Genomic DNA, 23,697 nt, shown 5'->3' with positions numbered 1-23,697 from the left:
GCACAGACATCATGCGACACCCTTTCAGTGACATTTCTTTGCATATAGGAAAGCGATGTCACACCCTGTCACCGCCCCACCCGGCCCCACCTTCATGCGCACCGCGCCCGTCCCGGCTACCACCCGGAAGGCCTCAGAGCCCTCTTCGGTGGACCCGCGGCCTGCGGTCGGCCGGAGTTATCCACAGGCTGGGTACACCCGGCAGCGCATGGTGGGTGGGGCCAGGCAGTATGGGCGCATGACTGGGGCACAGAGTGAGAGCAGGACGCCGGACACACCGGACATGCCGGACTGGGAGAAGCGCTTCCGGGCGCCGCGGGTCTCGCTGCCCGACTGGGCCGAGGACGCGCCGGACCGCTCCCTGTTCGTGTCGAACGCGACGGGCACGTACGAGCTGTACGCCTGGGACCGGGCGACGGGCGAGCAGCGACAGGTGACCGACCGGCCGAACGGCACGACGGACGGCGTGCTCTCCCCGGACGGCGCGTGGATCTGGTGGTTCGACGACAAGGACGGCGACGAGTTCGGCATCTGGCGCCGCCAGCCCTTCGGGGGCGGGGCCGACGAGACCGCCGTGCCCGGCCTGGAGCCCTCCTACCCGGCCGGCCTGGGCCTGGCCCGCGACGGCCGTACGGCGGTGGTCGGCCGTTCGACGGACGAGGACGGCACGACCATCCACCTCGCGCGCGAGGGCGCGGTGCCGGTCGAGATCTACCGGCACCGCGAGTCGGCGGGCGTCGGCGACCTCTCCCACGACGGCTCGCTGATCGCGATCGAGCACACCGAGCACGGCGACGCCATGCACGCGGCCCTGCGGGTGCTGCGCCCGGACGGCACGACGGTCGCCGAGCTGGACGACACCAAGGGCGGCACCGAGGAGCTGGGCCTGGAGGTCCTCGGCTTCGCACCGGTGGACGGCGACACCCGCCTCCTCATCGGCCACCAGCGCCGGGGCCGCTGGGAACCGCTGGTGTGGGACGTGGCGACGGGCGTGGAGAGCGACCTCTCCCTCGACCTGCCCGGCGACGTCGCCGCCGAGTGGTACCCGGACGGCAGCGCCCTGCTCATCGCCCACAGCTTCGAGGCCCGCAGCGAGCTGTTCCGCTTTGAGCCGGCCTCCCGCGAGCTGACCCGCATCCCCACCCCGCCCGGCACGGTGTCCGGGGCGACCGCCCGCCCCGACGGCAGCGTGGAGTACCTGTGGTCGTCCGCCGCCGAGCCGCCCGCGGTCCGCTCCACCACCGGTGAGGTGGTCCTGGACCCGCCCGGCATGAAGTGCCCGCCGTCCGTGGCGGTCGAGGACGCGTGGGTGGACGGCCCCGGCGGCCGCATCCACGCCCTGATCCAGAAGCCCGCCGGTGCCACCGGCCCCCTGCCCACGGTCTTCGACCTGCACGGCGGCCCCACCTGGCACGACAGCGACTCCTTCGCCGCGGGCCCGGCCGCCTGGGTGGACCGGGGCTACGCGGTGATCCGCATCAACTACCGCGGCTCCACGGGGTACGGCCGCGCCTGGACGGACGCCCTGAAGCACCGGGTCGGCCTGATCGAGCTGGAGGACGTGGCCGCCGTCCGCGAGTGGGCGGTCGGCTCCGGCCTCGCCGACCCCGAGCGCCTGGTCCTCACCGGCGGCTCCTGGGGCGGCTACCTCACCCTCCTCGGCGTCGGCACCCAGCCGGAGGCATGGGCGGTGGGCATCGCGGTCGTGCCGGTGGCGGACTACGTCACCGCCTACCACGACGAGATGGAGGCCCTGAAGGCCATGGACCGCACCCTGCTGGGCGGCACCCCGGAGGAGGTCCCCGAACGCTTCGAGGCGTCCTCCCCGCTCACCTACGTCGACCAGGTCAAGGCCCCGGTCTACATCTCCGCGGGCGTCAACGACCCCCGCTGCCCCATCCGACAGATCGACAACTACGTCAAGCGCCTGGAGGCCCGCGGCGCGATCCACGAGGTGTACCGCTACGACGCCGGGCACGGCTCACTGGTGGTGGAGGAGCGGATCAAGCAGCTGAGGCTGGAGATGGAGTTCGCGGGGAGGCATCTGGCGGGGGCGTGAGCCGGAAAGGCACGTGGCCGGCAGGGGCGTGAGCCGGTGGGCGTCGCGCGGGTGCGGGACGCCCACCAGGGGGTGCGGGCGGTCAGTTCACGCAGCCGGGTACGGCTCCCACCGGGCGGCAGTTGTTGGGTGTGTTGCCGGAGACGTTGCTGAAGACGACGGAGACCGTGCTGCCGGTGCCTTCGAAGATGCCGCCGCCCTGGAGCGTGCCGTTCGCGGTGTTGCCGGTCACCTGGCTGGCCGACAGGGTCGCGACGGCCGGCGCTTCGGTACGGAGGCCGCCGCCCTCGGCGCCGGCCGTGTTGCCCTGGATCCGGGAGTAGTTGACGGTCAGCGTGCCACCGGCGTGGCTGATGCCACCACCGCCGCCAGTCGCCGTGTTCCCGCTGACCAGCGCGTTGTTCAGGGTGGCCGAGGCGCCGGTCCGCAGGCGGATGCCGCCGCCGAACCCGGCCTTGTTGTCCCGGACACTGCCGTTGTTCACCGTGAGGGTGCTGCCGCCACCGGTGACCAGGACGCCGCCGCCCGAGTCGCCGGGCACGCTCCCGAAACGGACGTTGAGGGAGTTCAGGGTCAGCTTGCCACCCGACTCGACCGTGAAGAGCCGGAAGTCGGGCGTGCCCGTCGCCGTGGAGCGGGCGATGGTGGTGCTGTACCCGTTGATGCTGTAGGAGCCCGTGACGGCGGGCAAGCCGTTGCTCGCCCCCACGCTGGTCGCGACGGTGTACGTGCAGAAGGGCGCCAGCGTGATGTCCTCGTTGGTCGTGTTGGACTGGGTGATCGCGTTCCGGAGAGCGGTGACGTTTCCGCAGGACACGAAGGTCACCGCGTGCGCCGGGGCGAGCGGCAGCACGGCCAGGCTCAGGCCCAGAGCTGCCGCGGCACCCAGGGTCGTCGAACGGTACATGCGCTTCCTCGTCATTGAGGACTCCTCCTCGGTCGGGTGGGCCGCCCGCGAAGTCCGCGCGAAGCGCGTTCGGTCGAAGCGGCCCTACCAGCCAACGGCGGAGTCAAGGCGCCGCGCCAAGCGGACTGGGCCAACCAGGCCCCGGATCCACCCGTCCGGCCGCTCCGAGGGCCTGTGCCGACCCGCGGCCACCGCAGGACCCTTGGTCAGCCCAGCTCGGCCAGCCCTCGTCGGGTGGCGGCGACCACGACCCGGTCCCCCTTGCGCAGCACGTAGTCGCCGGGAACCTCGGCGCGGCCCTCCAGCGCCAGCACCCGGAACGCGCCCGCCCGGAACGCCTCCGCCACGCTCCGCCCCTCCAGCTCCGGATGCCCGGCCACCTCGACCGCGGCGAACAGCAACACCCGCCGCTCCACCGGGATCGCCCCCAGCACCTGCCGCCCCAGCATGGCTCCCGCGAACGCGGGGGCGGCAAGGTGCGACACGCTCCGGCTCCGCGTGGAGGCCTGCGGATGGGCGGCCCGCAGTGTCCGGTACACCGCGGTCGCGAAGTCGTCGTCGTACAGCCGTAGCACCACCCGCAGATCCGGCCGCACGGACCGCGCGTACAGCACCGCCTCCAGATTCGTCGTGTCCGCGCTGGTCACCGAGAGCAGCGCATGCGCACGGTGGATCTTCGCGGACTCCAGGACCCCCTCCTGCGTGACATCCCCCAGCACCACCGGCACCCGCAGCCGCCGCGCGGTCGCAAGCCCCCGCGCCTCCGGGTCGGACTCCACGCACACCACGGGAATGTGCAGCTCCCGCAGCCGGGTCAGCACCCGCGTACCGATCTTCCCGAGCCCCAGCAGCACCACATGCCCGCCGAGCCCGCGCGGCGGCTTCCGCAGCCCGGACGCGGTCCGGAAGGTGCCCAGCGCCTCCAGCACCGCCGCCAGCAGCACCGGCAGCAGCAGCAACCCGACAAGACCGGACAGGAGTTGGAGGATCTGCCGCCCCAGCGGCGCCCCGATCGCCGGATCGTCGATCGCGAACAGGTCCAGCAGCGTCAGATAGAAGGCGCTCAGCGGATGGATCCCGGTGACCACCGACAGCGCGACGGCGAGCGCGACCACACACCCCACGAGCCCGGCCAGCGACCACCGCAGCCGCCGTGAGAAGAGGGAGGCGAGCGGCGGTACGACCCCCACCCCGCGCCGGGCCGTGGCCGCCTCGGGCCCACCGAAGGAGGACACCTGCTCCAGCACCACCGCGGCCCGCCCGGCAGCCCGCCGTACCTCCTCGTCGTCCGGCAGCAGCACGGGTTCCTGCTCCCGGGCGCCGTCGGACCCGTCCGCCCCGGCAGGATCCGCGCCGGGCGCCGAGAGCAGCGCCAGGGTGCACAGCCCCGGATCGGCGATCCGCCCGTCCCCGGACGGCACCCGCTCCACGGCCCGCAGCAGCAGACTGTCGGTCTGTACGACCTTGGTGGTGCCGGCGACGGCGGCCGCGGCCAGCGCGGGCGCGGCGGTGTCGGCGTCGGACAGCACGGTCGTGGACGCCTCCGCGGCCTCGTCCGCCCCCACGCCGGCCGCCAACGCGGCGGTCTGGTCGAGGAGTTCCTCGATGTGCTGGCCCAACCTGCGGTTGTACAGCCGCAGGACCAGCCTCAGGCGCGGGTTGAGCCGGCGGGCGGTCAGCGCGGCCCGGATGTTGATCTCGTCGTCGTCATGGACCAGCGCCAGCGCGGCGGCCCGCTCCACACCGGCCTCGGCGAGCACGGCCTCCGTCAGCTCGACGGCCTCCAACACCCGCTCGCCGTCTGCCCGATGGGCACTGCCGGCGCTCGCGGTCGTGCCGTTGCCGCCGTTGCCTCCATTGCCACCGCCCAGTCCGACGGCGGCGCTGACCACCCGGTCGAGCAGCGCGGCGGAGGCGGCCCGGGCCCGCCCCACGACCGGGGGCCGTGCCGAGCGCTCGTTCGGCGGCACCACGAGGGTGACCTGTTCGCCGTGGACTCCGCGCAACTCGGCGGCCAGCCGGTGCGCGAGCCCGTCGTCACCGCACACCACCATGTGCGCCGCCGGGACACCGGACCCACCTTGATACGGAACGCTCGCCACGAGGGAAAAGACTGCCTCAAGGAGACGGGTGGTTCCAGCAACCATGTGAACACCCGTGCCCACGATCGCGTATTGATGGGGAGGGACAGGCAGAGCACAGCCGGAGGTACGCGCCCGTGGCCATCACCGAAGACGCCCCGCCCGGCGCCGCCGAGCGGGACCCGGCGCGCCCGTCCGGCGAACGCCCGGGCCGGGAGGGCCAGGAGGGCGACCGGCGTCTCAGCTCCCCGCTGATCCTCACCATGACCCTGCTGCTGGCGGTGCTCGCCCAGTCCCCGATCCGCGGGGCCCTCGGCACCCCGCTGATGCAGAGCTGGATGACGGTGTTCGTGGCCGTGACGGTCCAGGCGCTGCCCTTCCTGGTCCTCGGGGTCCTGCTCTCGGCGGCGCTCGCGGTCTTCGTGCCCCCCTCCTTCTTCGCCCGCGCCCTCCCGAGCCGGCCCGCGCTGGCCGTACCGGTGGCCGGGCTGGCGGGCGCGGTACTGCCGGGCTGCGAGTGCGCCTCCGTGCCCGTGGCGGGCGCGCTGGTGCGCAGGGGCGTGACCCCGGCCGCCGCCCTGGCCTTCCTCCTCTCGGCCCCCGCGATCAACCCGATCGTCCTGACCGCCACGGCCGTCGCCTTCCCGCGCAACCCGGAGATGGTCCTGGCCCGGTTCCTGGCCAGCCTCCTGGTGGCCTGCGCGATGGGCTGGCTGTGGCAGCGGCTGGGCCGCACGGACTGGCTGCGCCCGCCGGCCCACGGCGCGCACGAGGGCGCGACCAAGGGCGAGGCGTTCTGGAACTCGGTCCGGCACGACACCGTGCACGCGGGCGGCTTCCTGGTCCTGGGCGCGATGGCCGCGGCCACGCTGAAGGCGGCGACCCCGGCGACCTGGCTGCGCACGGCGGCCGACAACCCCGCCTTCTCCGTCCTCGCCCTCGCCGTGCTGGCCGTACTCCTGTCCATCTGCTCGGAGGCGGACGCGTTCGTCGCGGCCTCCCTCACCCAGTTCTCCCTGACGGCCAAGCTGGTGTTCCTGGTGGTGGGCCCGATGATCGACCTCAAGCTCTTCGCGATGCAGGCGGGCACCTTCGGCCGCACCTTCGCACTGCGCTTCGCCCCCGCCACGTTCGCGCTGGCCGTCGTGGGCGCCGTCGTGACCGGGACGGTGCTGCTGTGAACCGCCAGGCCCAAGCGGCAGTGATGTTCCTGCTGGGCGCCGCCCTCCTGCACGCCGGCGCCACCGACCTCTACCTGCGCTACGTCAAGGCGGGCCTGCAGCCGCTGCTGCTGGCCTCGGGCGCGGTCCTGATCGCGGCGGCCCTGGCGACGGCGTGGTACGAGCGCAAGCGCGCCAAGGCGGCCAGGGCCGTCGGCGCCGGGCACGCCCACTCCGGCCATGCCCACCCGGAGCCCCGGATCTCCTGGCTCCTCGTGCTCCCCCTGCTCTCCCTCATCCTCATCGCCCCGCCGGCTCTGGGGTCGTACAGCGCCCTGCGCACCGGCACCGCACTGCAACAGCCGTACGGCTACGGCAGGTTGCCCGCCGGTGACCCGGTCCCGCTCAGCGTGGTCGACTACGCGTCCCGCGCGGCCTACGACCACGGCCGCTCCCTGCACGGCCGCCCGGTCCGCGTCACCGGCTTCCTGGCCCTGGACCACTCCGGCGCGCCCTACCTCGTCCGCATGGCCCTCAACTGCTGTGCGGCGGACGCCCAGCCGGTGAAGATCGCCCTCACCGGCAAGCTGCCGCCGGTCCTGCAACCGGACGCCTGGCTGGAGGTCACGGGCAGCTACACGCCCAAGCTGACCCACGACCCCGTCAACAACGGCCCGATCCCGTACCTGAAGGTCACCTCGGCGAGGCCGGTACCGACCCCGCACGATCCGTACGACGAGACCTGGAACAACTGACGAGCCGGGCGGTCAGCCCAGGCAGAGCACGACCAGACAGAGCTGCGACGGCGAGGTCGCCGCCGGGGACGGGCTGGTCTGGGGCGTGCCCGTGTCCGTTGCGGTGTTGGTCGAGGGGGCGGGTGCGGGGGTGGACGGCGCCTGGGCCTCGGTGCCGGTGCCGGCGCTGTCGGAGACCGGGGCGGCTGTCTGCTGGTGCGTGGCCGGGGTCTGCGCGGGGACCGGAGCGGCCGCGGCGTCCGGGTGGGTGTGCGGCACGGTGGTGCGGGCTGCGGCGATGGTCTGGCGGTGGGGGGCGGCGGCCGCGGGCTGCTGGGTGTGGGCCGGGGTCGTGGTGCGCGGGGACCGGTGGTGGGTGGGCGGTGTCGACACCGGAGTGGTCTCGGGGTCGGTCCGTCCGTCGGTGGCGCCCATGGGCCGGTTGTCCGGGGCCGAGGCCGCCTGGGCCCGGTCGGGGGACTGGCGGTCCATCGAGGCCAGGGTGAGCCCGCCGCCGACCAGCGCGACGGCGGACGCGACCGCGGCCCGGCGCTTGTTCTTCTTCCAACGGGCCAGCTGACGGCGCCGCGCCGCCCGTCCCTGTGAAGCGGCGGGCGCGTCCGGGACGTCGTCGGACGGTGCCTCGTCCAGGTGGGCCGGGGCCGGGTCGTCCAGGAGACCGTCGTCGTACCGGTGTGCGGGGGCGGCGGCCACGGGCGGGGCGGGAGCGATGTCCGGGGCGTACGCGCCGCACCCCGGACACACCAGGGCGCCGTTCAGATGCCGACGGCACGAGGAGCAGTAGTCCATGTGGGGTCTTCCTGATTCGACGCGTTCGCACGGGGGATCGAGCGGTCACGCTAACGAGGCTTTCGGAAGACTGTGTGCGGCCCATGTGGCACTCCTGCACACATTCTCAGTGGATTCATGGGTGACTCGTGTCCCTCGCGGAACAGCGGGCACACGCGGACGGCCGATCACGGGGAGCCGTACGGCCGTCGCGCGCGGAGACTGGTCCGGACCGTCCTGCTGTCCGTGGTGAGGTCCCGATGGCGTATGGCCTGGCACGTCGTGAGCTGGAACCGCGGGTCCCGCTGCGCCCGGGCGAGGGGGAGAAGCACCACCTCACCAGCCTGGAAGGGCTGGCCGCGCTGTCGCTGGACGCGCTCAGCTCGGTCGCGTACGGCCCCGAGGCCATCGTGCTGGTGCTGGTCGCGGCCGGGACCGGGGCGCTGGCGGCCACCCTGCCGATCACGCTGGCGATCACCTTCCTGCTCGCGGCGCTCGTGGTGTCCTACGCCCAGGTCATCGCCGTACACCCGGACGGCGGAGGCGCCTACGCGGTGGCCAAGAAGGACCTGGGCGCGCCCTCCAGCCTGCTCGCAGCGGCCAGTCTGGTCGTCGACTACGTCCTCACGGTCTGCGTCAGTCTCACCGCGGGCGCGGACGCCCTGGCCTCCGCGTTCCCCGACCTGGCCCGGGACAAGCTGCTGGTGTGTCTGGTGGGCCTCGCACTGCTGACGGCCGTGAACCTGCGCGGTGTGACGGAGAGCGCCCGGGTGCTGATGCTGCCGACCGTGCTGTTCATCGTGGCCATCCTGGGTGTCGTCGTCGGCGACCTCCTCCGCTCCCATCCGGCGGCCGTGGTGGGAACCGCGCAGCCCGTCCAGGCGCACGAGACCCTGGGTCTGCTGCTCATCCTCAAGGCGTTCTCGTCCGGCTGCTCGGCGCTGACGGGCGTGGAGGCCATCGCCAACGCCGTGCCGACCTTCCGCACCCCGCGGGTCAGGCGCGCCCAGCGCACCGAGTTCATGCTGGGCGGGCTGCTGGGCCTGATGCTGATCGGCCTCGCCGTGCTGATCCGCCGCGACCACGTCGCCCCGCGCGGCGGCGTCACCGTCCTGGCCCAGCTCACCGCGGGCGCCTACGGCGACGGCTGGGCGTACTACGCCACCAACCTGCTCGTCACCCTGGTCCTGCTGCTCGCGGCGAACACCAGTTTCGGCGGGCTGCCGGTGCTGATGAGCCTGCTGGCCCGCGACCACCGGCTGCCCCACCTGTTCGGGCTGCGCGCCGAACGGCCCGTCTACCGCTACGGCGTGGTGGCGCTGGCCCTGCTGGCCGCGGCGCTGCTCATCGCGTCCGACGCCGACACCCACCGGCTCATCCCGCTGTTCGCGATCGGGGTGTTCATCGGCTTCACCCTCAGCCAGCTCGGTCTCGTCCGGCACTGGGCCACCGAGCGACCCCCGGGCTGGAAACGCCGTGCGCTCATCAACGGCACCGGGGCGGTGCTCACGACCCTGGCCGGGCTGATCCTCCTCTTCACCAAGTTCCTGGAGGGCGCCTGGGTGGTCGTGATCGCCGTACCGCTGCTGATGCTGCTGTTCTCCCGCATCCAGCGCTACTACACGGAAGTCGGCGAGGAACTCGGCCTCGGCCGCGTCCCCGACCCGCCCGCCCCGCGCCCCGGCAGCCTGGTGATCGTCCCGCTCGGCGACGTCAGCAGGCTGGCCCAGCACGCCATCGGTGCCGCCCTGGCGCTGGGCGACGAGGTGGTCGCCGTAGCCGTCCACAGCGACCCGGACAAGGCCCGTGCCCTGCAGGAGGCGTGGGCGCGCTGGAACCCGGGGGTACGCCTCGACGTCATCGACAGCCCGCACCGCTCCCTGGTCCAGCCGATGGTCGAGTACGTGCGGCACGCGGCCCAGGACGGCCGGCAGATCGCGGTGCTGATCCCCGAGGTCGAGCCCCGGCACCGCCGTTACGAGATCCTGCAGAACCAGCGGGGACTGCTGCTGGCGACCGTACTGCGGGCCCGCACGGACGTGGTGGTGTGCATGCTGCCCTACCGGCTGCGGATGTGAGACGGGGCGGACGGTGGTGGCCGGGCGGTACGGCCGACCAGCAGGTCCGGAGTTCCGCTGATCCCGCGGGGCCCCTCACGAGTCCGACAGCCGGGCCTCCTCCAGGTCCAGGGAGCGCTGGAGGCGGCGGCGGGTGGTGTCGCTGATGCGGTGGCCGTCGTAGAGGCGCTGGAGTTCCTCCGTCTCCACGGTGATCAGGTCACGGCGCAGCTGGCGGTAGACCAGGTCGGCGGACTCGGTGGCCGCGGCGGTGCCGTCGCTCTCGGCCAGGCGGTCGCGGGCGTCCTCCAGGCGGGCGTTGAGGGCGCGGCGCAGGCGGTCGAGGACGACGTCCGGTACGGCCTCCAGCTCGGCCAGTTCCTCCAGCCGGGCGAGTCCGGCGTGGGCGAGGCGGGAGCGGGCCTCGATCTCCTCGCGTTCGGTGTGGGCGGGCTCCAGGGCGATGCCGGAGCGGCGGACGACCGGGGCGAGGGTGAAGCCCTGGACGACGAGGGTGACCACCACGACCGAGGTGGTCAGGACGAGGACCAGGGGGCGGTCCGTGAGAGGGGAGCCGCTCTTCGTCATCTCGGGGATGGACAGGGCCGCGGCCAGCGGCATCACGCCCCGGGTGCCCGCCCAGGTCAGCACCACCGGCACCCGCCAGTTCAGGCGGCCGACCCCGCCCTCGCGCTGGACCACCGCCGACAGCGGCGCGAGCCACAGCAGGCGTACGGCGACGAGCGTGACGGCGACCGCGAGGGCGTACAGCGGCCAGGCCCGGTCGCCGTCGGCCAGCGCCCGCACCTGCGCGGGCAGCGCCAGCCCGATGAGAGAGAAGACCACGCTCTCCAGGAGGAACACGACCGTGCCGTACACGGCGTGCAGCTGGAGTCTTATGCGGGCGTTGGTGAGGCGGTCGCCGCGGCCGCCGAGGACCACTCCGGCCACCACGCAGGACGTGACCCCGGAGGTGTGCGCGACCTCGGCCAGGAGATACGCGGCGTAGGGGGTGACCAGGGCTATCACGGTCTCCAGGACCGGTTCCTCGGTGCGCCGTCGGATCAGGGTCACCACCCCGGCCACCGCGCCGCCGATCACCGTGCCGCCGCCGGCCAGCAGCAGGAACTGGCCGCCGGCCGCGCCCCAGTTCGCCGCCGCCGACGCGATCGCGATGCCCGCCGCCACCCGGACCAGCACCAGGGAGGTCGCGTCGTTGAACAGGCTCTCCGCCTGGACGAGGACCTGCACCTTGGGCGGGAGCGCGAGTCTGCGGCCGAGTGCGGTCACGGCGACCGGGTCGGTGCTGGCCAGCACCGCGCCCAGGACCAGCGCCATCTGCCACGAGAGCGGTGTCACCGCCGCGGCCACCGCGGCCACGGCCGCCGCCGAGGCGAGGACCAGGCCGATGGCGAGGATCCCGACCGGTTTCCACACCGCCCGCAGCTCCCGCCAGGGCATGTCCTCGGCGCTCGCGTACAGCAGCGGCGGCAGCACGACGAGCCCGATGATCTCGGGGCTGATCTCGATCTGCGGGGTGCCCGGCAGCAGGGCCACGGCGAGGCCGGCGACGACGAGCAGGGAGGGCGCGGGGATGCGCCGGCGCTGCGCGAAGGTCGCGACGACGGTGGCCAGTACGACCAGTGCCAGAACCGTCCCTACGCCGCGCATGCCGTCCCCCTGGGGCTTCACGGAAGCCACACCGGCTCCCCGCCGACCAGACTTCCCGGCACACCGCTGTCACCCTATCCGGCCACCGCACGTCAAGACAGTGTCAAGGTCCCCCGGACCGGCGCCAAGGAAGCGCTAACGCGTGCACCCGCCCGAGCCCGGAAGCGCTTCCTTGAGAGCAGTGACCCGCCCTCCCGAGGGAGTCGAACCAGTGAGCGGAGCGCGTCGGCGGCGATGAGTGACGTACGGCCCGGACGACTGAAGGTCCACCTCGGCGCGGCCCCGGGGGTCGGCAAGACCTACCGGATGCTCGACGAGGGGCGGCGCCGTGCCGCCCGCGGGGCGGACGTGGTGGTGGGCTTCGCCGAGTGCCACGGGCGGCGGCCTGCCCATGGTCGTGTCGCTGCCCTTCGCCGAACAGCACGCGCATCCTCAGGGTGCGCAGAGCGTAGGAGGTGCCTGATGAGCACCGAGACCAGTACATTCCGTCCGCACCGCACCGGCCGGGCACGCCCGGTTCCGGGCGCGTGGCCGCTGCGGGACCGGCTCGCGCTCGCGGCGGGCGTCGTCGCCCCGCTCGTGGTGGCGGCGGCTCTCGTGCCGTTCCGTACGGACCTGTCGCGGACGAACGCCGCGCTGATCCTCGTGGTCGTGGTCGTCGCGGTGGCCGCGCTGGGCAGCCGTACGGCGGGCGTCGTGGCGGCGCTGTCGGCAGCGGCCTGGTACGACTTCTTCCTCACTCGGCCTTACGAGACGTTCGACGTCAGCGCGTCCGGCGACGTCGAGACGGCGGTCCTGCTGCTGGTGGTGGGCCTGATCGTGTCCCAACTCGCCGCCCGGGCCCGCCGCCTGGAGGTCGTCGCCGTGACCGACGCGGCGCACCTGGACCGGATCCACCGCACGGCCGCCCTCGCCCAGTCCGCCAACTCCGCGGACACCGTGGTCGACCACGTGCGCCGCGAGCTGACCGAGCTGCTCGGTCTGGGCGCCTGCCGCTTCGAGTACGGCACCCTCATCGGGCGCCCGCCGCGGCTGGAGAAGGACGGCACCCTGACGGTGGGCCGGCACACCTGGGACGTCGACACCGCCGGCTGGCCCGAGGACGAGACCGAGCTGCGGGCGTACGGCAACGGGCACTACCTCGGCCGCTTCATGCTGACCCCCGGCCCGGATCCCGTCCCCCCGCTCCAGGCCCGCCTGGTCGCGGTGACCCTGGCCGATCAGACCGGGGCCGCGCTGGACACCTCCGGCCCTCACCTGACCGCCCTGCCCTGTCGAGGCCGTCCGTCAAGGTCTCGTCAAAGTCGGACGGTTGGGCGCAAAGATGCAGCAAGGACCGGTCGGACCCGGTCGTGAACGGACACAACCTGGGTGCATCCGCGCACCGTTGGCCCTCGTGCGCGGCTGAAGGAAGCCGAAGCAAGAAGGAGCACGCACCCATGTCCGTCCTGACCCTGGAGCCGGGCGCCGCCCCCGCCGACGAAGAGCCCCCTGATGCCGGGGAACGGCATCGCCTCACCGCCGTCACCGGCCTCGCCGCGCTGTCGCTGGACGCCATGGCGTCGGTGGCGTACGGCCCGGAGGCGATCGTGCTGGTGCTGGCCGGCGCGGGCGCGCCCTGACGGCCGCCGCCTCCCTCGGCGACGAGGTGCGCGCGGTGACCGTCGGCTACCCCGACCCGGAAGACCGGACCCAGCTGCACGCCCTGGAGCGCGCCTGGGCCGAGTGGGACCCGGGAGTGCCCTTGGTCCGCCTGTCCTGCGAGCGGCGCAGCCTGGGGCGCCCCATCGCCGCGTACGTCCGCGAGGTGGTCGCCGCCGAGCCGGCCACGCGGGTCACCGTCCTGATCCCGGAGACGGAGCCCGAGCGGCTCTGGCAGCGGCTGCTGCAGAACCAGCGGGGCGCCGTCGTCGCGCACGCCGTACGGCGGGAGACGGACGCGGTGATCTGCCGGCTGCGCTTCCGGCTGCCCTGAGGGCGGCAGCCGTAAGAGACCCGTCAAAGGGATGCGGGCCGCCGTATGAGAGCCGTCAACGGGGGGTCGGATCCGGACAGCCAGGGGTTTTCCTCTAATCGTCCGTTTCCACCGAACCTCACTCCAGGAGTTCGCGATGGCCGATCTGGCCTTCGTCGTCACCGTGATCGCGGGATTCGCGCTGGTGGCTCTCGTCGCCAAGGGGGTGACCAAGCTGTGACCGTCGAGAACATCGTCGGCCTGGTCGTGGCCGTCGCCCTGCTGGGCTATCTCGTCCTCGCCCTGATCTTCCCGGAGAGGTTCTGAGAGCTGACATGGGTCCCGTACTGGCCGGCGTGCTCCAGCTCCTCGCGCTCATAGGCGCGCTGGCGCTCGTCTACGTCCCCGTTGGCGGCTACATGGCCCGGGTCTACTCCTCCGACAGGCACCTGCGTGTCGAGAAGTGGATCTACAAGGCCATCGGCGCCAACCCCGACGCCGAGATGACCTGGCCCGCGTACCTGCGCGGTGTCCTCGCCTTCTCGGCCGTAAGCGTCCTCTTCCTCTACCTGCTGCAGCGGCTCCAGGGCATCCTGCCCGGCTCGCTCGGCTTCTCCTCGGTCAACCCGGCGCAGTCGTTCAACACGGCCGTGTCCTTCGTGACCAACACCAACTGGCAGTCGTACTACGGCGAGCAGACCATGGGCCACGTCGTGCAGACGGCCGGGCTCGCCGTGCAGAACTTCGTCTCCGCGGCCGTCGGTATCGCCGTCGCCGTGGCCCTCGTGCGCGGGTTCGCGCGCTCGCGCACCGGTGAGCTGGGCAACTTCTGGTCCGACCTGGTGCGTGGCACGCTGCGGATCCTGGTGCCGGGTGCGGTCATCGCCGCGGTGATCCTCGTCGCCTGTGGTGCGATCCAGAACTTCTCCGGGATCCATGAGGTCGGTCAGTTCGTGGGTGGGTCGCAGCAGTGGAACGGTGGCGCGGTCGCCTCCCAGGAGGCCATCAAGGAGCTGGGCACCAACGGCGGCGGCTACTTCAACGCCAACTCCGCCCACCCCTTCGAGAACCCGACGCCGTTCACCAACCTCTTCGAGATCTTCCTGATCCTGGTGATCCCGTTCTCGCTGACCCGCACCTTCGGCCTGATGGTCGGCTCGGTGAAGCAGGGCTACGCCATCCTCGCCACGATGTTCACCATCTGGCTGGGCTTCGTCGCCCTGATGATGTGGACCGAGTTCGCCCACCACGGCCCGGCGCTGCAGGCGGCCGGCGGGGCGATGGAGGGCAAGGAGGTCCGCTTCGGGATCGGCGGCTCGTCGATCTTCGCGGTGTCCACGACGTTGACGTCGACCGGTGCGGTGGACTCCTTCCACTCCTCCTTCACCGGGCTGGGCGGCGGCATCACCATGCTCGGCATGATGCTGGGCGAGATCGCGCCCGGCGGTACCGGCTCCGGCCTCTACGGCATGCTGGTCATGGCGGTCATCGCGGTGTTCATCGCCGGTCTGATGGTCGGCCGTACGCCCGAGTACCTGGGCAAGAAGATCGGCGCCCGCGAGATGAAGCTGGCCGCCGCCTACATCCTGGTCACCCCGGCGCTGGTGCTCGTCTTCAGCGCGGCCTCCATGGCGCTGCCGACCCCGCCGCACTCGATGCTCAACCCGGGCGCGCACGGCTTCTCCGAGGTGCTGTACGCCTTCACCTCGGCGTCGAACAACAACGGCTCGGCCTTCGCCGGCCTGAACGCGAACACCGACTGGTACAACACGATGACCGGACTCGCGATGCTCTTCGGCCGCTTCCTGCCGATGGTGTTCGTACTGGCGCTGGCCGGCTCGCTCGCCGAGCAGAAGCCCGTCCCGGTCACCGCGGGCACCCTGCGCACCGAGAAGCCGCTGTTCACCGGCCTGCTGGTGGGCGCGATCCTGATCATCACCGGTCTCACGTACTTCCCGGCCCTCGCCCTGGGGCCGCTCGCGGAAGGACTGGCGTGATGAGCACCGACGTACAGAAGCACGAGGACTCGATGTCCACTCCCACTCTCGCGCCCCACCAGGACGCCCCCACCGGGCACAAGCCCGCCGAAAGCCGTGTCGGCGCGGGCCTGTTCGATCCCAAGGCTCTGGTCAAGTCGTTGCCGGACGCGTTCCGCAAGCTCGACCCGCGGGTGATGGTGAAGTCCCCCGTGATGTTCGTGGTGTGGATCGGCTCGGTGCTCACCACGGTGTTCTCCTTCAAGGACCCGGGCGACTGGTTCGGCTGGACCATCAGCGCCTGGCTGTGGCTGACCGTGATCTTCGCCAACCTCGCGGAGGCGGTCGCCGAGGGCCGTGGCAAGGCGCAGGCCGACACCCTGCGCAAGGCCAAGACCGACACGGTCGCGCGCCGGCTCGACGGCTCCGCGGAAGAGCGCGTCCCGGGCACCGAGTTGAGGATCGGCGACCTGGTCGTCTGCGAGGCCGGCGACATCATCCCCGGTGACGGTGACGTCATCGAGGGTGTCGCCTCGGTCGACGAGTCCGCGATCACCGGTGAGTCGGCTCCGGTCATCCGTGAGTCCGGCGGTGACCGCTCGGCCGTGACCGGCGGTACGAAGGTGCTGTCCGACCGGATCGTCGTCAAGATCACGACGAAGCCCGGTGAGACCTTCATCGACCGGATGATCAACCTGGTCGAGGGCGCCGCGCGTCAGAAGACGCCGAACGAGATCGCGCTGAACATCCTGCTCGCCTCGCTGACGATCGTCTTCCTGCTCGCGGTGGCCACCCTGCCGCCTTTCGCCGACTACGCGGGCACGCACCTGACGATGGTCGTACTGGTCGCCCTGCTGGTCTGCCTGATCCCGACCACCATCGGCGCCCTGCTCTCCGCGATCGGCATCGCGGGCATGGACCGCCTGGTGCAGCGCAACGTGCTCGCGATGTCGGGTCGTGCGGTCGAGGCCGCCGGTGACGTCTCCACCCTGCTGCTCGACAAGACCGGCACGATCACCCTCGGCAACCGCCAGGCCGCCGAGTTCGTGCCGGTGAAGGGCACCACGGAGGCGGAGGTCGCGGACGCGGCCCAGCTCTCCTCGCTGGCCGACGAGACGCCCGAGGGCCGCTCCATCGTCGTCCTGGCGAAGGAGAAGTACGGGCTGCGCGAGCGCCACCAGGGCGAGTTGGCGCAGGCCGAGTGGATCGCCTTCACCGCCCAGACCCGTATGTCGGGTGTGGACGTCGACGGCCGCCTGGTCCGCAAGGGCGCCACCGCCTCGGTCATCGCCTGGGTTCAGGAGCGGGGCGGCACGGTCGCCGAGGACGCCGACGCCATCGCCAACCGGATCTCCGAGGCCGGCGGGACCCCGCTGCTGGTGGCCGTCGAGGACGAGCGGGGCGCCCGCGTCCTGGGCGTCATCCACCTCAAGGACGTCGTCAAGGAGGGCATGCGGGAGCGGTTCGAGGAACTGCGCCGCATGGGCATCAAGACGGTCATGATCACGGGTGACAACCCGCTGACCGCCAAGGCGATCGCCGAGGAGGCGGGCGTCGACGACTTCCTCGCGGAGGCCACTCCCGAGGACAAGATGGCCCTCATCAAGCGGGAGCAGGCCGGCGGCAAGCTGGTCGCGATGACCGGTGACGGTACGAACGACGCCCCGGCGCTCGCGCAGGCGGACGTCGGCGTGGCGATGAACACCGGTACGTCGGCCGCCAAGGAGGCCGGCAACATGGTCGACCTCGACTCCAACCCGACCAAGCTGATCGAGATCGTCGAGATCGGCAAGCAGCTGCTGATCACCCGGGGCGCGTTGACCACGTTCTCCATCGCCAACGACGTCGCGAAGTACTTCGCGATCATCCCGGCGCTGTTCGCGGCGGTCTACCCGGGCCTGGACAAGCTGAACATCATGCAGCTGTCCTCGCCGAACTCCGCGATCCTGTCGGCCGTCGTCTTCAACGCGCTGATCATCGTCGCGCTGGTGCCGCTGTCCCTGAAGGGCGTGCAGTACCGGCCGGTGAGCGCGGACAAGATGCTGCGGCGCAACCTCGGGATCTACGGCATCGGCGGCCTGATCGCGCCCTTCGTCGGCATCAAGATCATCGACGTGATCATCTCCCTCATCCCCGGGCTGTAATTTTTTGAAAGCGTGCTGATCGCCATGAACAACTCCGTTACGAACACCGCCCGGTTGCTGGGGGCGGGCCTGCGGGCGCTGCTCGTGTTGACCGTGCTCACAGGCGTCATCTATCCGCTCGCCGTCACAGGTGTGGCGCAGGCGTTCTTCGCCAACAAGGCGAACGGCTCCGAGATCAAGGCGGACGGCAGGGTCGTCGGCTCGTCCCTGATCGGTCAACAGGGGTACGGCCTCAAGTACTTCCAGCCCCGCCCGGCGGCCGGACTGGGTGTGAACTCGGTCAACACCCAGTACAAGCTGATCCTCTCCGGCGCGACCAACCTGTCCGCCGACAGCAAGGTCCTGCTCAAACAGGTCGAGGACGCCAAGGCCAAGGTGGTCAAGGACAACTCGGTGCCCGGCTACGCCGTCAACCCCTCGGACGTCCCCGCCGACGCCGTCACCTCCTCCGGCTCCGGCCTGGACCCGGCGATCTCCCCGCAGTACGCCGAACTCCAGGTGCACCGGGTCGCCGCGAGGAACGGCCTGTCCGTCGCCGCGGTCGAGAAGCTGGTCAAGGACCACACCGAGGGCCGCACCCTGGGCTTCATCGGCGAACCGCAGCTCAACGTCCTCGAACTCAACATCGCGCTCAAGGACCTCGCGGCCGAGCAGTGACGGCCTCACGCGACCCGCACGGGAGCCGGCGGCCCGGGAGACATCCCGGCACCGCCGGCTCCCGCGGCCATGACAGGAGAGGCGTACACCCATGACCCGGGTGCTCGTGGTGGAGGACGACCCGCAGCTCGTACGGGCCCTCGTGCTCAACCTGCAGGCCCGCCGGTACGGCGTCGACGCGGCCCCCGACGGCGCCACCGCGCTCCGGCTGGCGGCGGCCCGCCGGCCGGACGTGGTGTTGCTCGACCTGGGGCTGCCCGACATGGACGGCGTCGACGTCATCAAGGCCGTGCGCGGCTGGACCCGGGTACCGATCCTGGTCCTGTCCGCCCGCCAGGCGTCCGACGAGAAGGTCGCCGCCCTCGACGCCGGCGCCGACGACTACATCACCAAGCCGTTCAGCATGGACGAACTCCTGGCCCGGCTGCGGGCCGCCGTCCGCCGCACCGAGGACCTGCCGCTCGTCCCGGAGACCACGCTGGTCCGGACGGACGGGTTCACCATCGACCTGCTCGCGAAGAAGGTCGTACGGGACGGCCGCGACGTACGCCTCACGCCGACCGAATGGCAGCTGCTGGAGATCCTGGTCACCCACCCGGGCCGCCTGATCACCCAGAAGCAGCTGCTGCAGGAGGTCTGGGGCGTCTCCCGGAGCAACAAGACCAACTATCTGCGGGTCTACATGGCCCAGTTGCGCCGCAAACTCGAGACCGACCCATCGAGCCCCCGTTACCTCATCACCGAGCCCGGCATGGGATACCGCTTCGAAGGGTGAGGCGGTCGGCCGCACGCTGCAACACGGCAGGGTCGGCCGTCCCGACACTGCCGGGATCCGCACAAGATCCGGCAGCGCACACGGACGGAAGCTGTGCACATGACGAACGCCCCGGAAGCAACCTGCCGTCCTCTTCACGAGCGCCCTCTGTGGTTCCTCGTCGTGCTCGGTGCGGCCGGCGCGGGCCTGGCGGCCGTCCGCCTGGCCGACCGGGGCGTGCCGGACGTATGGACGGCCGTCGGCCTGTCCCTCGCCCTGGCGGGCGTCGTCTCGCTCCACCACGTCACCACCCGGGTGAGCGCCGACGCGTACGGCGTGCACGCCCGGACCCTGCTGCGCCGCCGGAGCGTGGCGTGGGGTGACATCGCCGACGTGCGCGTCCTCCTGACGTACGCGCACACGTCCCGCGCCCATGAGAGCCGCCGGGTAGGCCTGGCCCTGCGGGGCGGACACCGGCTGCGCCTGCCCCTGCCGAGGAGCTGGTCGCCGGACGACCCGGACTTCGACGCGAAGCTGGACGCGTTCCGCGCACTGCACCGCCGGCACGGAAGCCCGGAGTCGAGCGACCTCCCGGTCATCTCGCACCGCACCGCGGGCGGCGGCTGGGCGGGGTCGCTCGCCCTCTGTGCGCTGCTGCTCGTGTCCGCGGGCGTGGCCGCGTGGTTCGTCCCGAACGCCGCGTCGGACGAGCAGGCCTGGCGCAGCGCCAGGCCCTGCACGGCCGAGACGCCCGCCGCCGGGCGCGACGACTGCCTGACCACCGCCTGGGCGGTGATCGCGCGCACCGACGCCAACCGGCCCAAGCAGCGCAGCTGGCTGTACTTCACGGACAGCCGGCCACTGCACCGGCTCGAGGTCTCACCCGAGGCCGCCCGGGACTTCCGGTCCGGCGACCACGTGGAACTGACCGTCTGGCGCGGGCAGGTGATGAAGGTGACCGGGGCGGGACACAGCTGGCACGAGCACATCACCACCGCCCGCTCCCTGGCCGTCGTAGCGGCGCTGCTGGCCCTGGCCGCGGGATACCCGGCGGCGAAGGTGCTGGTGCGCCTGCGGGGACGCCGGCTGCCCGACGACGAAGTCCTGCCCTCGGCCCTGCCGTTCGCGGGCGCGCTGGCGGGCACCGCCCTGTGGCTGCTGCCCCTCTGCTACCTCCGTCCCACCGCCCCGCTCTCCTCGCCCGCGCAGATCACCTGGGCGACCGCGGGCTCGCTGCTCACCCTGGCCCTGCTGATGGGGGCCTGGCGCGCGACCCGCGTCCGTACGCCCGAGGAAGCGGATGCGGCCGGACGGCCGGAGGAGGCCGAGGCCGGCGAAGCGGCCGAACAGCCCGAGCAGGGCGAGGTGTTCCTGTCCGCCCGGTTCCTGGAGCCCACCGACTTCAACCCGCACGGCTTCGGCACCCACATCGCCCTCGGGGACGGCGCCCCCGCGGTGACCCCCGGCCCGGGCCGCTTCGCGGCGAAGCGCATCCCGGTCGAGCGGCTCACCGTCACGAACGTACGACGGGCCCGGGGCAGCGACGGCGACACCGTCCCCCGAGGCTGGCACATCGCCGAACTCGACGACGCCGGCACCCCGATCCGGCTGGCCGCGGCCCCGGCCGACCTGACGCGCATCGTGCGCGCGCTGGGGTCGGCCAGGACCTGACCACGGTGCGAGAGCCGCTCAGCGCACGGTCACGGACGCCGTCGTGGCCGACCCGTTGGTCCAGCCGTAGCGGTGGGCGGTGACCTTGACCGTGATCTTCTGGCCCCGGTCGGCCTTCACCGGCACGTAGGTGGACTTGGTGGCGCCGGTGATGGTGTGGCCGTTGCGCTTCCAGGAGTACGTGTAGGAGGTGGCGGCCGGAGACCAGGTCCCGTGGGCCGCCGTCAGCTTGGCGCCGACCTTCGCGGTGCCGGTGACGGCCGGGGCCTTGGTGACCTTCAGGGCGGGGCCGACGGCGACCGTGAGGGCCGGTGAGGTGGAGCGCGTGGAGCCGGCACCGTTGCTGACCGTGATCCGGCAGGACACCTTGTGGGTGTAGTCGTCGGAGGTCAGGGTGCGGGTCTTGCCGGTGGCGCCCGAGATCGTCTTGCCGTCGCGCAGCCAGGACCAGGCGGCCGTCGTGTGGTAACCCGTCCAGGCCGCGTTGCAGGTGACCTTGGAGCCGGTGCGGGCGGTCCCGGTCACGGCGGCCTTGGAGGTGATCTCCGGCTTGGTCAGCAGCGTCTGGGACTGGGCGAACAGCTGGGAGGTGTAGCTGCCGGGGGACACGTCCACCGCCTTGCGCCACACCAGCGTGGCCCGGCCGTCGGGCCCGGCGGCGACGCCGCCCGTGAGCGCGTCCTCGTCGGGGACGTCGGCGACCGGCTCGCCGTTGAGGGCCGTCGCCTTGCTCCACGTGCCGTCGGCCCGGACCGCCCACTCCAGGTAGTGGTCGTCGCCGTTGTCGATGGAGGGCGTCTGCGGCCACACCACCTGGACGGTGCCGTCGGCGCCGATGGCGGCGGACACCTGCCAGTTGACGTACCCGGTGGACAGCGTCTTCGGCGCGGACCAGGTGCCGGTGGCCGCGCTGCGGGTGCTGGCCTGCACGACGGGGGTGCCGGCGCTGGTGCTCCAGCCCGCCCACACGTACGTCACGTCGCCGTTGGGGGCAGCCAGCGGGCCGCTGTCGTCGCGGTCGTCGATCGAGCCGACCGCGGTCTGCGCGGAGCCCCAGTCCCCCGTGGGCGACGTCCGGGTCGCGGACTTCAGATCGGTCTTGTTCGTGGTGGAGCTGCCGTCGTGCCACAGCACGGTGGTGCGGTCGTGGGCGTCCATCGATACCTGCACGCCGCTCGACGTGCCGGTGGTGCCGGGCAGGACCGCGGGGCTGCTCCAGTCGCCGCCGGCCGAGGAGCGGGTGACGGTGGAGACGACGTTCTTGCCGTCTTCGAAGCTGTTGCGGAACTCCCACACCGTGGTGGCCGTTCCGTCGGGAGCCACCGCGAGGTCGAGGTCCCAGACGGAGCCACCGGAGACGGAGCCCAGCGGCTCGGCCGCGGACCAGGCCGACCCGCCGGGGGCGAGGGTGGCGGTCATCACCTCGTAGTTGAGGGAGCCGTCGCCCTGGTTCCATACGGCGGTGACGGTGCCGTCGGCCGCCGCGGCGAGCCGGGGCGTGGACATGTACAGGCCGTCGTAGGCCGCGAGCGTGCCCGGGTCCGACCAGCTGCCCGTCCCCGCGTCCCAGGTGCTGAAGCGGGCGGCCACCGAGCCGTCGGCGCCGCTGCCGGTCAGCCAGGTCACCACGGCGCCGCCGTCGGCGGTCACCGCCAGCACGGCGTCGGCGCTCGCGGCCCGGTTCGTGACCAGCGCCTTGGGGGCGCTCCACGTCCCGCTTCCGGCGGGCCGGACAGCGGCCTGGATCTCCCAGCTGTCGGCCCCGGCCTGCTTGTCGCGCCACAGCGCGAAAGCGGTGCCGTCACCGGCCACCTTGACGTCGATCAGGCTCTGCTGGCCGTCGGAGCCGGTCAGGCCGACCGCGGTGCCCCACGGGCCCGCCGAGGCCGAGTACCCGGAAGCGGCGGCGGGCAGGGCGGGGCCCCAGACGACCGCGGCCGCCGCTGCTGCCGCGAGCGCCACGGCGGCGGCTCCCGGTCTCCGTATCTTCGATGCCACTACGACTCCTGATCCCCTGGACGACGGCGCCGTGCCCGGCGCCGGCTGGAGAATGACGGTATCCGGCCATGCTTGACATTGCCTGATCCCGGCAGTCTCGAGTGGATCAAGATTTCCGGATACTGCTACCCGGCAATGCGCACACGGGCGTCATTGCCGGGACGCGGACGCCTCGGGTATCGGGGTCAGCGTGCTGCCGTGGCGCGGAACCGCCGGTGGAGAACGGTTCCGCCGAGCAGCAGAGCCGCGCTCAGGGCGGCGGCGGGCAGCATGCCGTCCGTGCCGGTGTGCGCGAGCGGGATCGTGCTGTGGTGCGCGAGCGGGGTCATGCCCGCGTGCAGGGTGACGGTGCGACCCGGCCGCGGCTGCGGGTGGGTCGCCGGGGTGGGCGGCTTCTGCACCGGAGGCACGGTCTTGACCGGCGGCTGGTTCTTGACCGGCGGCTTGGGCTGCTCCGTCTTGGGCGGAGTGGGCTGCTCGGCATGGACGGAGGAGCCGGCGTTCACGGACGTGTTGCCGAACACCGGGTTGAGGACACCGCCCGCGTTCACCGTGTTGCCGCTGGCGTTCACCGGCAGATGCACGGGCAGCTGAACGCCGTTGCCGCTGATGACGCCCGGGGAGTCCTTGGCCTCGCCCACGGCCGTGGCCTCGCCGGACTTGCCGGCTCCGCCGCCCGCGTTGGCACAGGTGTTGCCCATGGCGGGGTTCAGCAGCCCCACCACGTTCACGGTGTTCCCGCAGACGTTCACCGGGAGGTGCACGGGGAGCTGGACGTTGTTGCCGGAGATCACACCGGCCGAACCGGCCGCGGAGCCGTTCGCCGTGGAGTCCGCCTGCGCCGACGCTGCCATGGCCATCGCACCCGAGGCGGCGACGACAGCGATCACGCTGTTTCGGGTAACCCGCTTCATAGGTTCCCTGCCTTCCATACATGGTCGCGGGCGCTCGCCCGCACAGGAAGAAACGGTGGTGTACCCGTCCGGGTTATGACGAATCAGCCTTTCGCACCGATGAACCGCACAACATGCACGTGGCAGGCCCGAACAGAATGTGCCGCCAAGTCGGCATCTCCTCGTACGTTC

18 protein-coding genes and 2 pseudogenes are annotated in these 23,697 nt (G+C 72.2%); 14 read left to right on the top strand and 6 right to left on the bottom strand.

Annotated elements, in window-relative coordinates; genetic code table 11:
- The first annotated feature begins 238 nt into the window (after positions 1-238).
- Positions 239-2,059 carry a prolyl oligopeptidase family serine peptidase gene (locus CRP49_RS11340; RefSeq protein ID WP_097253259.1) on the top strand — a complete coding sequence of 607 codons (1,821 nt, stop codon included), beginning with the start codon at positions 239-241 and terminating at the stop codon, positions 2,057-2,059.
- Between the two features lie 82 nt (positions 2,060-2,141).
- Here CRP49_RS11340 and CRP49_RS11335 read toward each other — a convergent pair whose 3' ends face one another.
- Positions 2,142-2,981 carry a hypothetical protein gene (locus CRP49_RS11335; RefSeq protein ID WP_101418162.1) on the bottom strand — a complete coding sequence of 280 codons (840 nt, stop codon included), beginning with the start codon at positions 2,979-2,981 and terminating at the stop codon, positions 2,142-2,144.
- Between the two features lie 191 nt (positions 2,982-3,172).
- On the bottom strand, positions 3,173-5,020 hold the full coding sequence (locus CRP49_RS11330; protein WP_097253257.1) for an NAD-binding protein: 1,848 nt from the start codon (positions 5,018-5,020) through the stop codon (positions 3,173-3,175).
- A 164-nt stretch (positions 5,021-5,184) separates the two neighbouring features.
- On the opposite strand from CRP49_RS11330, the gene CRP49_RS11325 reads away from it, so the two are divergent.
- Together CRP49_RS11325 and CRP49_RS11320 are read left to right on the top strand one after the other, a co-directional pair.
- Positions 5,185-6,228, top strand: coding sequence for a permease (locus tag CRP49_RS11325; RefSeq protein WP_097253256.1), 1,044 nt, complete (start codon positions 5,185-5,187; stop codon positions 6,226-6,228).
- The gene (locus tag CRP49_RS11320; RefSeq protein ID WP_097253255.1) at positions 6,225-6,962 is read left to right on the top strand and encodes a TIGR03943 family protein; all 738 of its coding nucleotides are present in this window, start codon (positions 6,225-6,227) and stop codon (positions 6,960-6,962) included. Before CRP49_RS11325 ends, CRP49_RS11320 begins: the two co-directional genes overlap by 4 nt.
- A gap of 12 nt (positions 6,963-6,974) precedes the next feature.
- On the opposite strand, the gene CRP49_RS49090 is transcribed toward CRP49_RS11320, so the two are convergent.
- Positions 6,975-7,751, bottom strand: coding sequence for a hypothetical protein (locus tag CRP49_RS49090; RefSeq protein WP_097253254.1), 777 nt, complete (start codon positions 7,749-7,751; stop codon positions 6,975-6,977).
- 239 nt (positions 7,752-7,990) lie between these two features.
- Here CRP49_RS49090 and CRP49_RS11310 point away from each other — a divergent pair, with 239 nt between their 5' ends.
- The gene (locus CRP49_RS11310; protein ID WP_097253253.1) at positions 7,991-9,808 is read left to right on the top strand and encodes an APC family permease; all 1,818 of its coding nucleotides are present in this window, start codon (positions 7,991-7,993) and stop codon (positions 9,806-9,808) included.
- A 75-nt stretch (positions 9,809-9,883) separates the two neighbouring features.
- Here the strand turns inward: CRP49_RS11310 and CRP49_RS11305 are convergent, their stop codons facing one another.
- The gene (locus tag CRP49_RS11305; protein ID WP_097257307.1) at positions 9,884-11,458 is read right to left on the bottom strand and encodes a Na+/H+ antiporter; all 1,575 of its coding nucleotides are present in this window, start codon (positions 11,456-11,458) and stop codon (positions 9,884-9,886) included.
- Positions 11,459-11,692: 234 nt separating this feature from the next.
- Here CRP49_RS11305 and CRP49_RS11300 point away from each other — a divergent pair.
- The 10 genes and pseudogenes from CRP49_RS11300 to CRP49_RS11255 form a co-directional block, all read left to right on the top strand.
- Positions 11,693-11,908: pseudogene (locus CRP49_RS11300) on the top strand (hypothetical protein); the annotation flags it as partial.
- Between the two features lie 12 nt (positions 11,909-11,920).
- On the top strand, positions 11,921-12,814 hold the full coding sequence (locus CRP49_RS11295; RefSeq protein WP_097257306.1) for a DUF4118 domain-containing protein: 894 nt from the start codon (positions 11,921-11,923) through the stop codon (positions 12,812-12,814).
- An 83-nt stretch (positions 12,815-12,897) separates the two neighbouring features.
- Positions 12,898-13,080 carry a hypothetical protein gene (locus CRP49_RS11290; RefSeq protein ID WP_097253252.1) on the top strand — a complete coding sequence of 61 codons (183 nt, stop codon included), beginning with the start codon at positions 12,898-12,900 and terminating at the stop codon, positions 13,078-13,080.
- Positions 13,074-13,433 (top strand): annotated as a pseudogene (locus CRP49_RS46785) (amino acid permease); the annotation flags it as partial. The gene CRP49_RS11290 and the pseudogene CRP49_RS46785, both read left to right, overlap by 7 nt.
- 216 nt (positions 13,434-13,649) lie before the next feature.
- The gene (kdpF, locus tag CRP49_RS11280; RefSeq protein WP_067057375.1) at positions 13,650-13,739 is read left to right on the top strand and encodes a K(+)-transporting ATPase subunit F; all 90 of its coding nucleotides are present in this window, start codon (positions 13,650-13,652) and stop codon (positions 13,737-13,739) included.
- Positions 13,740-13,747: 8 nt separating this feature from the next.
- Positions 13,748-15,409 (top strand): potassium-transporting ATPase subunit KdpA, encoded by a 1,662-nt coding sequence (gene kdpA, locus CRP49_RS11275; RefSeq protein WP_097253251.1) that lies wholly within the window; start codon positions 13,748-13,750, stop codon positions 15,407-15,409.
- A complete protein-coding gene (gene kdpB, locus CRP49_RS11270; protein ID WP_097253250.1) occupies positions 15,409-17,532 on the top strand; it encodes a potassium-transporting ATPase subunit KdpB in 2,124 nt (707 codons plus the stop codon). The genes kdpA and kdpB overlap by 1 nt, the downstream gene beginning before the upstream one ends.
- 24 nt (positions 17,533-17,556) lie before the next feature.
- Positions 17,557-18,189, top strand: coding sequence for a potassium-transporting ATPase subunit C (locus CRP49_RS11265; RefSeq protein WP_179851583.1), 633 nt, complete (start codon positions 17,557-17,559; stop codon positions 18,187-18,189).
- Between the two features lie 91 nt (positions 18,190-18,280).
- Positions 18,281-18,964 carry a response regulator gene (locus CRP49_RS11260; RefSeq protein WP_097253248.1) on the top strand — a complete coding sequence of 228 codons (684 nt, stop codon included), beginning with the start codon at positions 18,281-18,283 and terminating at the stop codon, positions 18,962-18,964.
- A gap of 99 nt (positions 18,965-19,063) precedes the next feature.
- Positions 19,064-20,614, top strand: a complete 1,551-nt coding sequence (locus tag CRP49_RS11255; RefSeq protein ID WP_097253247.1) for a PH domain-containing protein — start codon at positions 19,064-19,066, stop codon at positions 20,612-20,614.
- 18 nt (positions 20,615-20,632) lie between these two features.
- On the opposite strand, the gene CRP49_RS11250 is transcribed toward CRP49_RS11255, so the two are convergent.
- A complete protein-coding gene (locus CRP49_RS11250; protein ID WP_143669978.1) occupies positions 20,633-22,612 on the bottom strand; it encodes a hypothetical protein in 1,980 nt (659 codons plus the stop codon).
- Positions 22,613-22,797: 185 nt separating this feature from the next.
- Entirely contained in the window at positions 22,798-23,526 is a 729-nt protein-coding gene (locus tag CRP49_RS11245) for a chaplin (protein WP_097253245.1), read from the bottom strand.
- Between the last annotated feature and the right edge of the window lie 171 nt (positions 23,527-23,697).

The organism is Streptomyces sp. Ag109_G2-15, assembly GCF_900215565.1.
In the GTDB taxonomy this organism is placed as follows: Bacteria; Actinomycetota; Actinomycetes; order Streptomycetales; family Streptomycetaceae; genus Streptomyces; species Streptomyces diastatochromogenes.
Note: the sequence above shows the minus strand (reverse complement) of the source record. Positions and strands in the feature narration are given on the sequence as shown.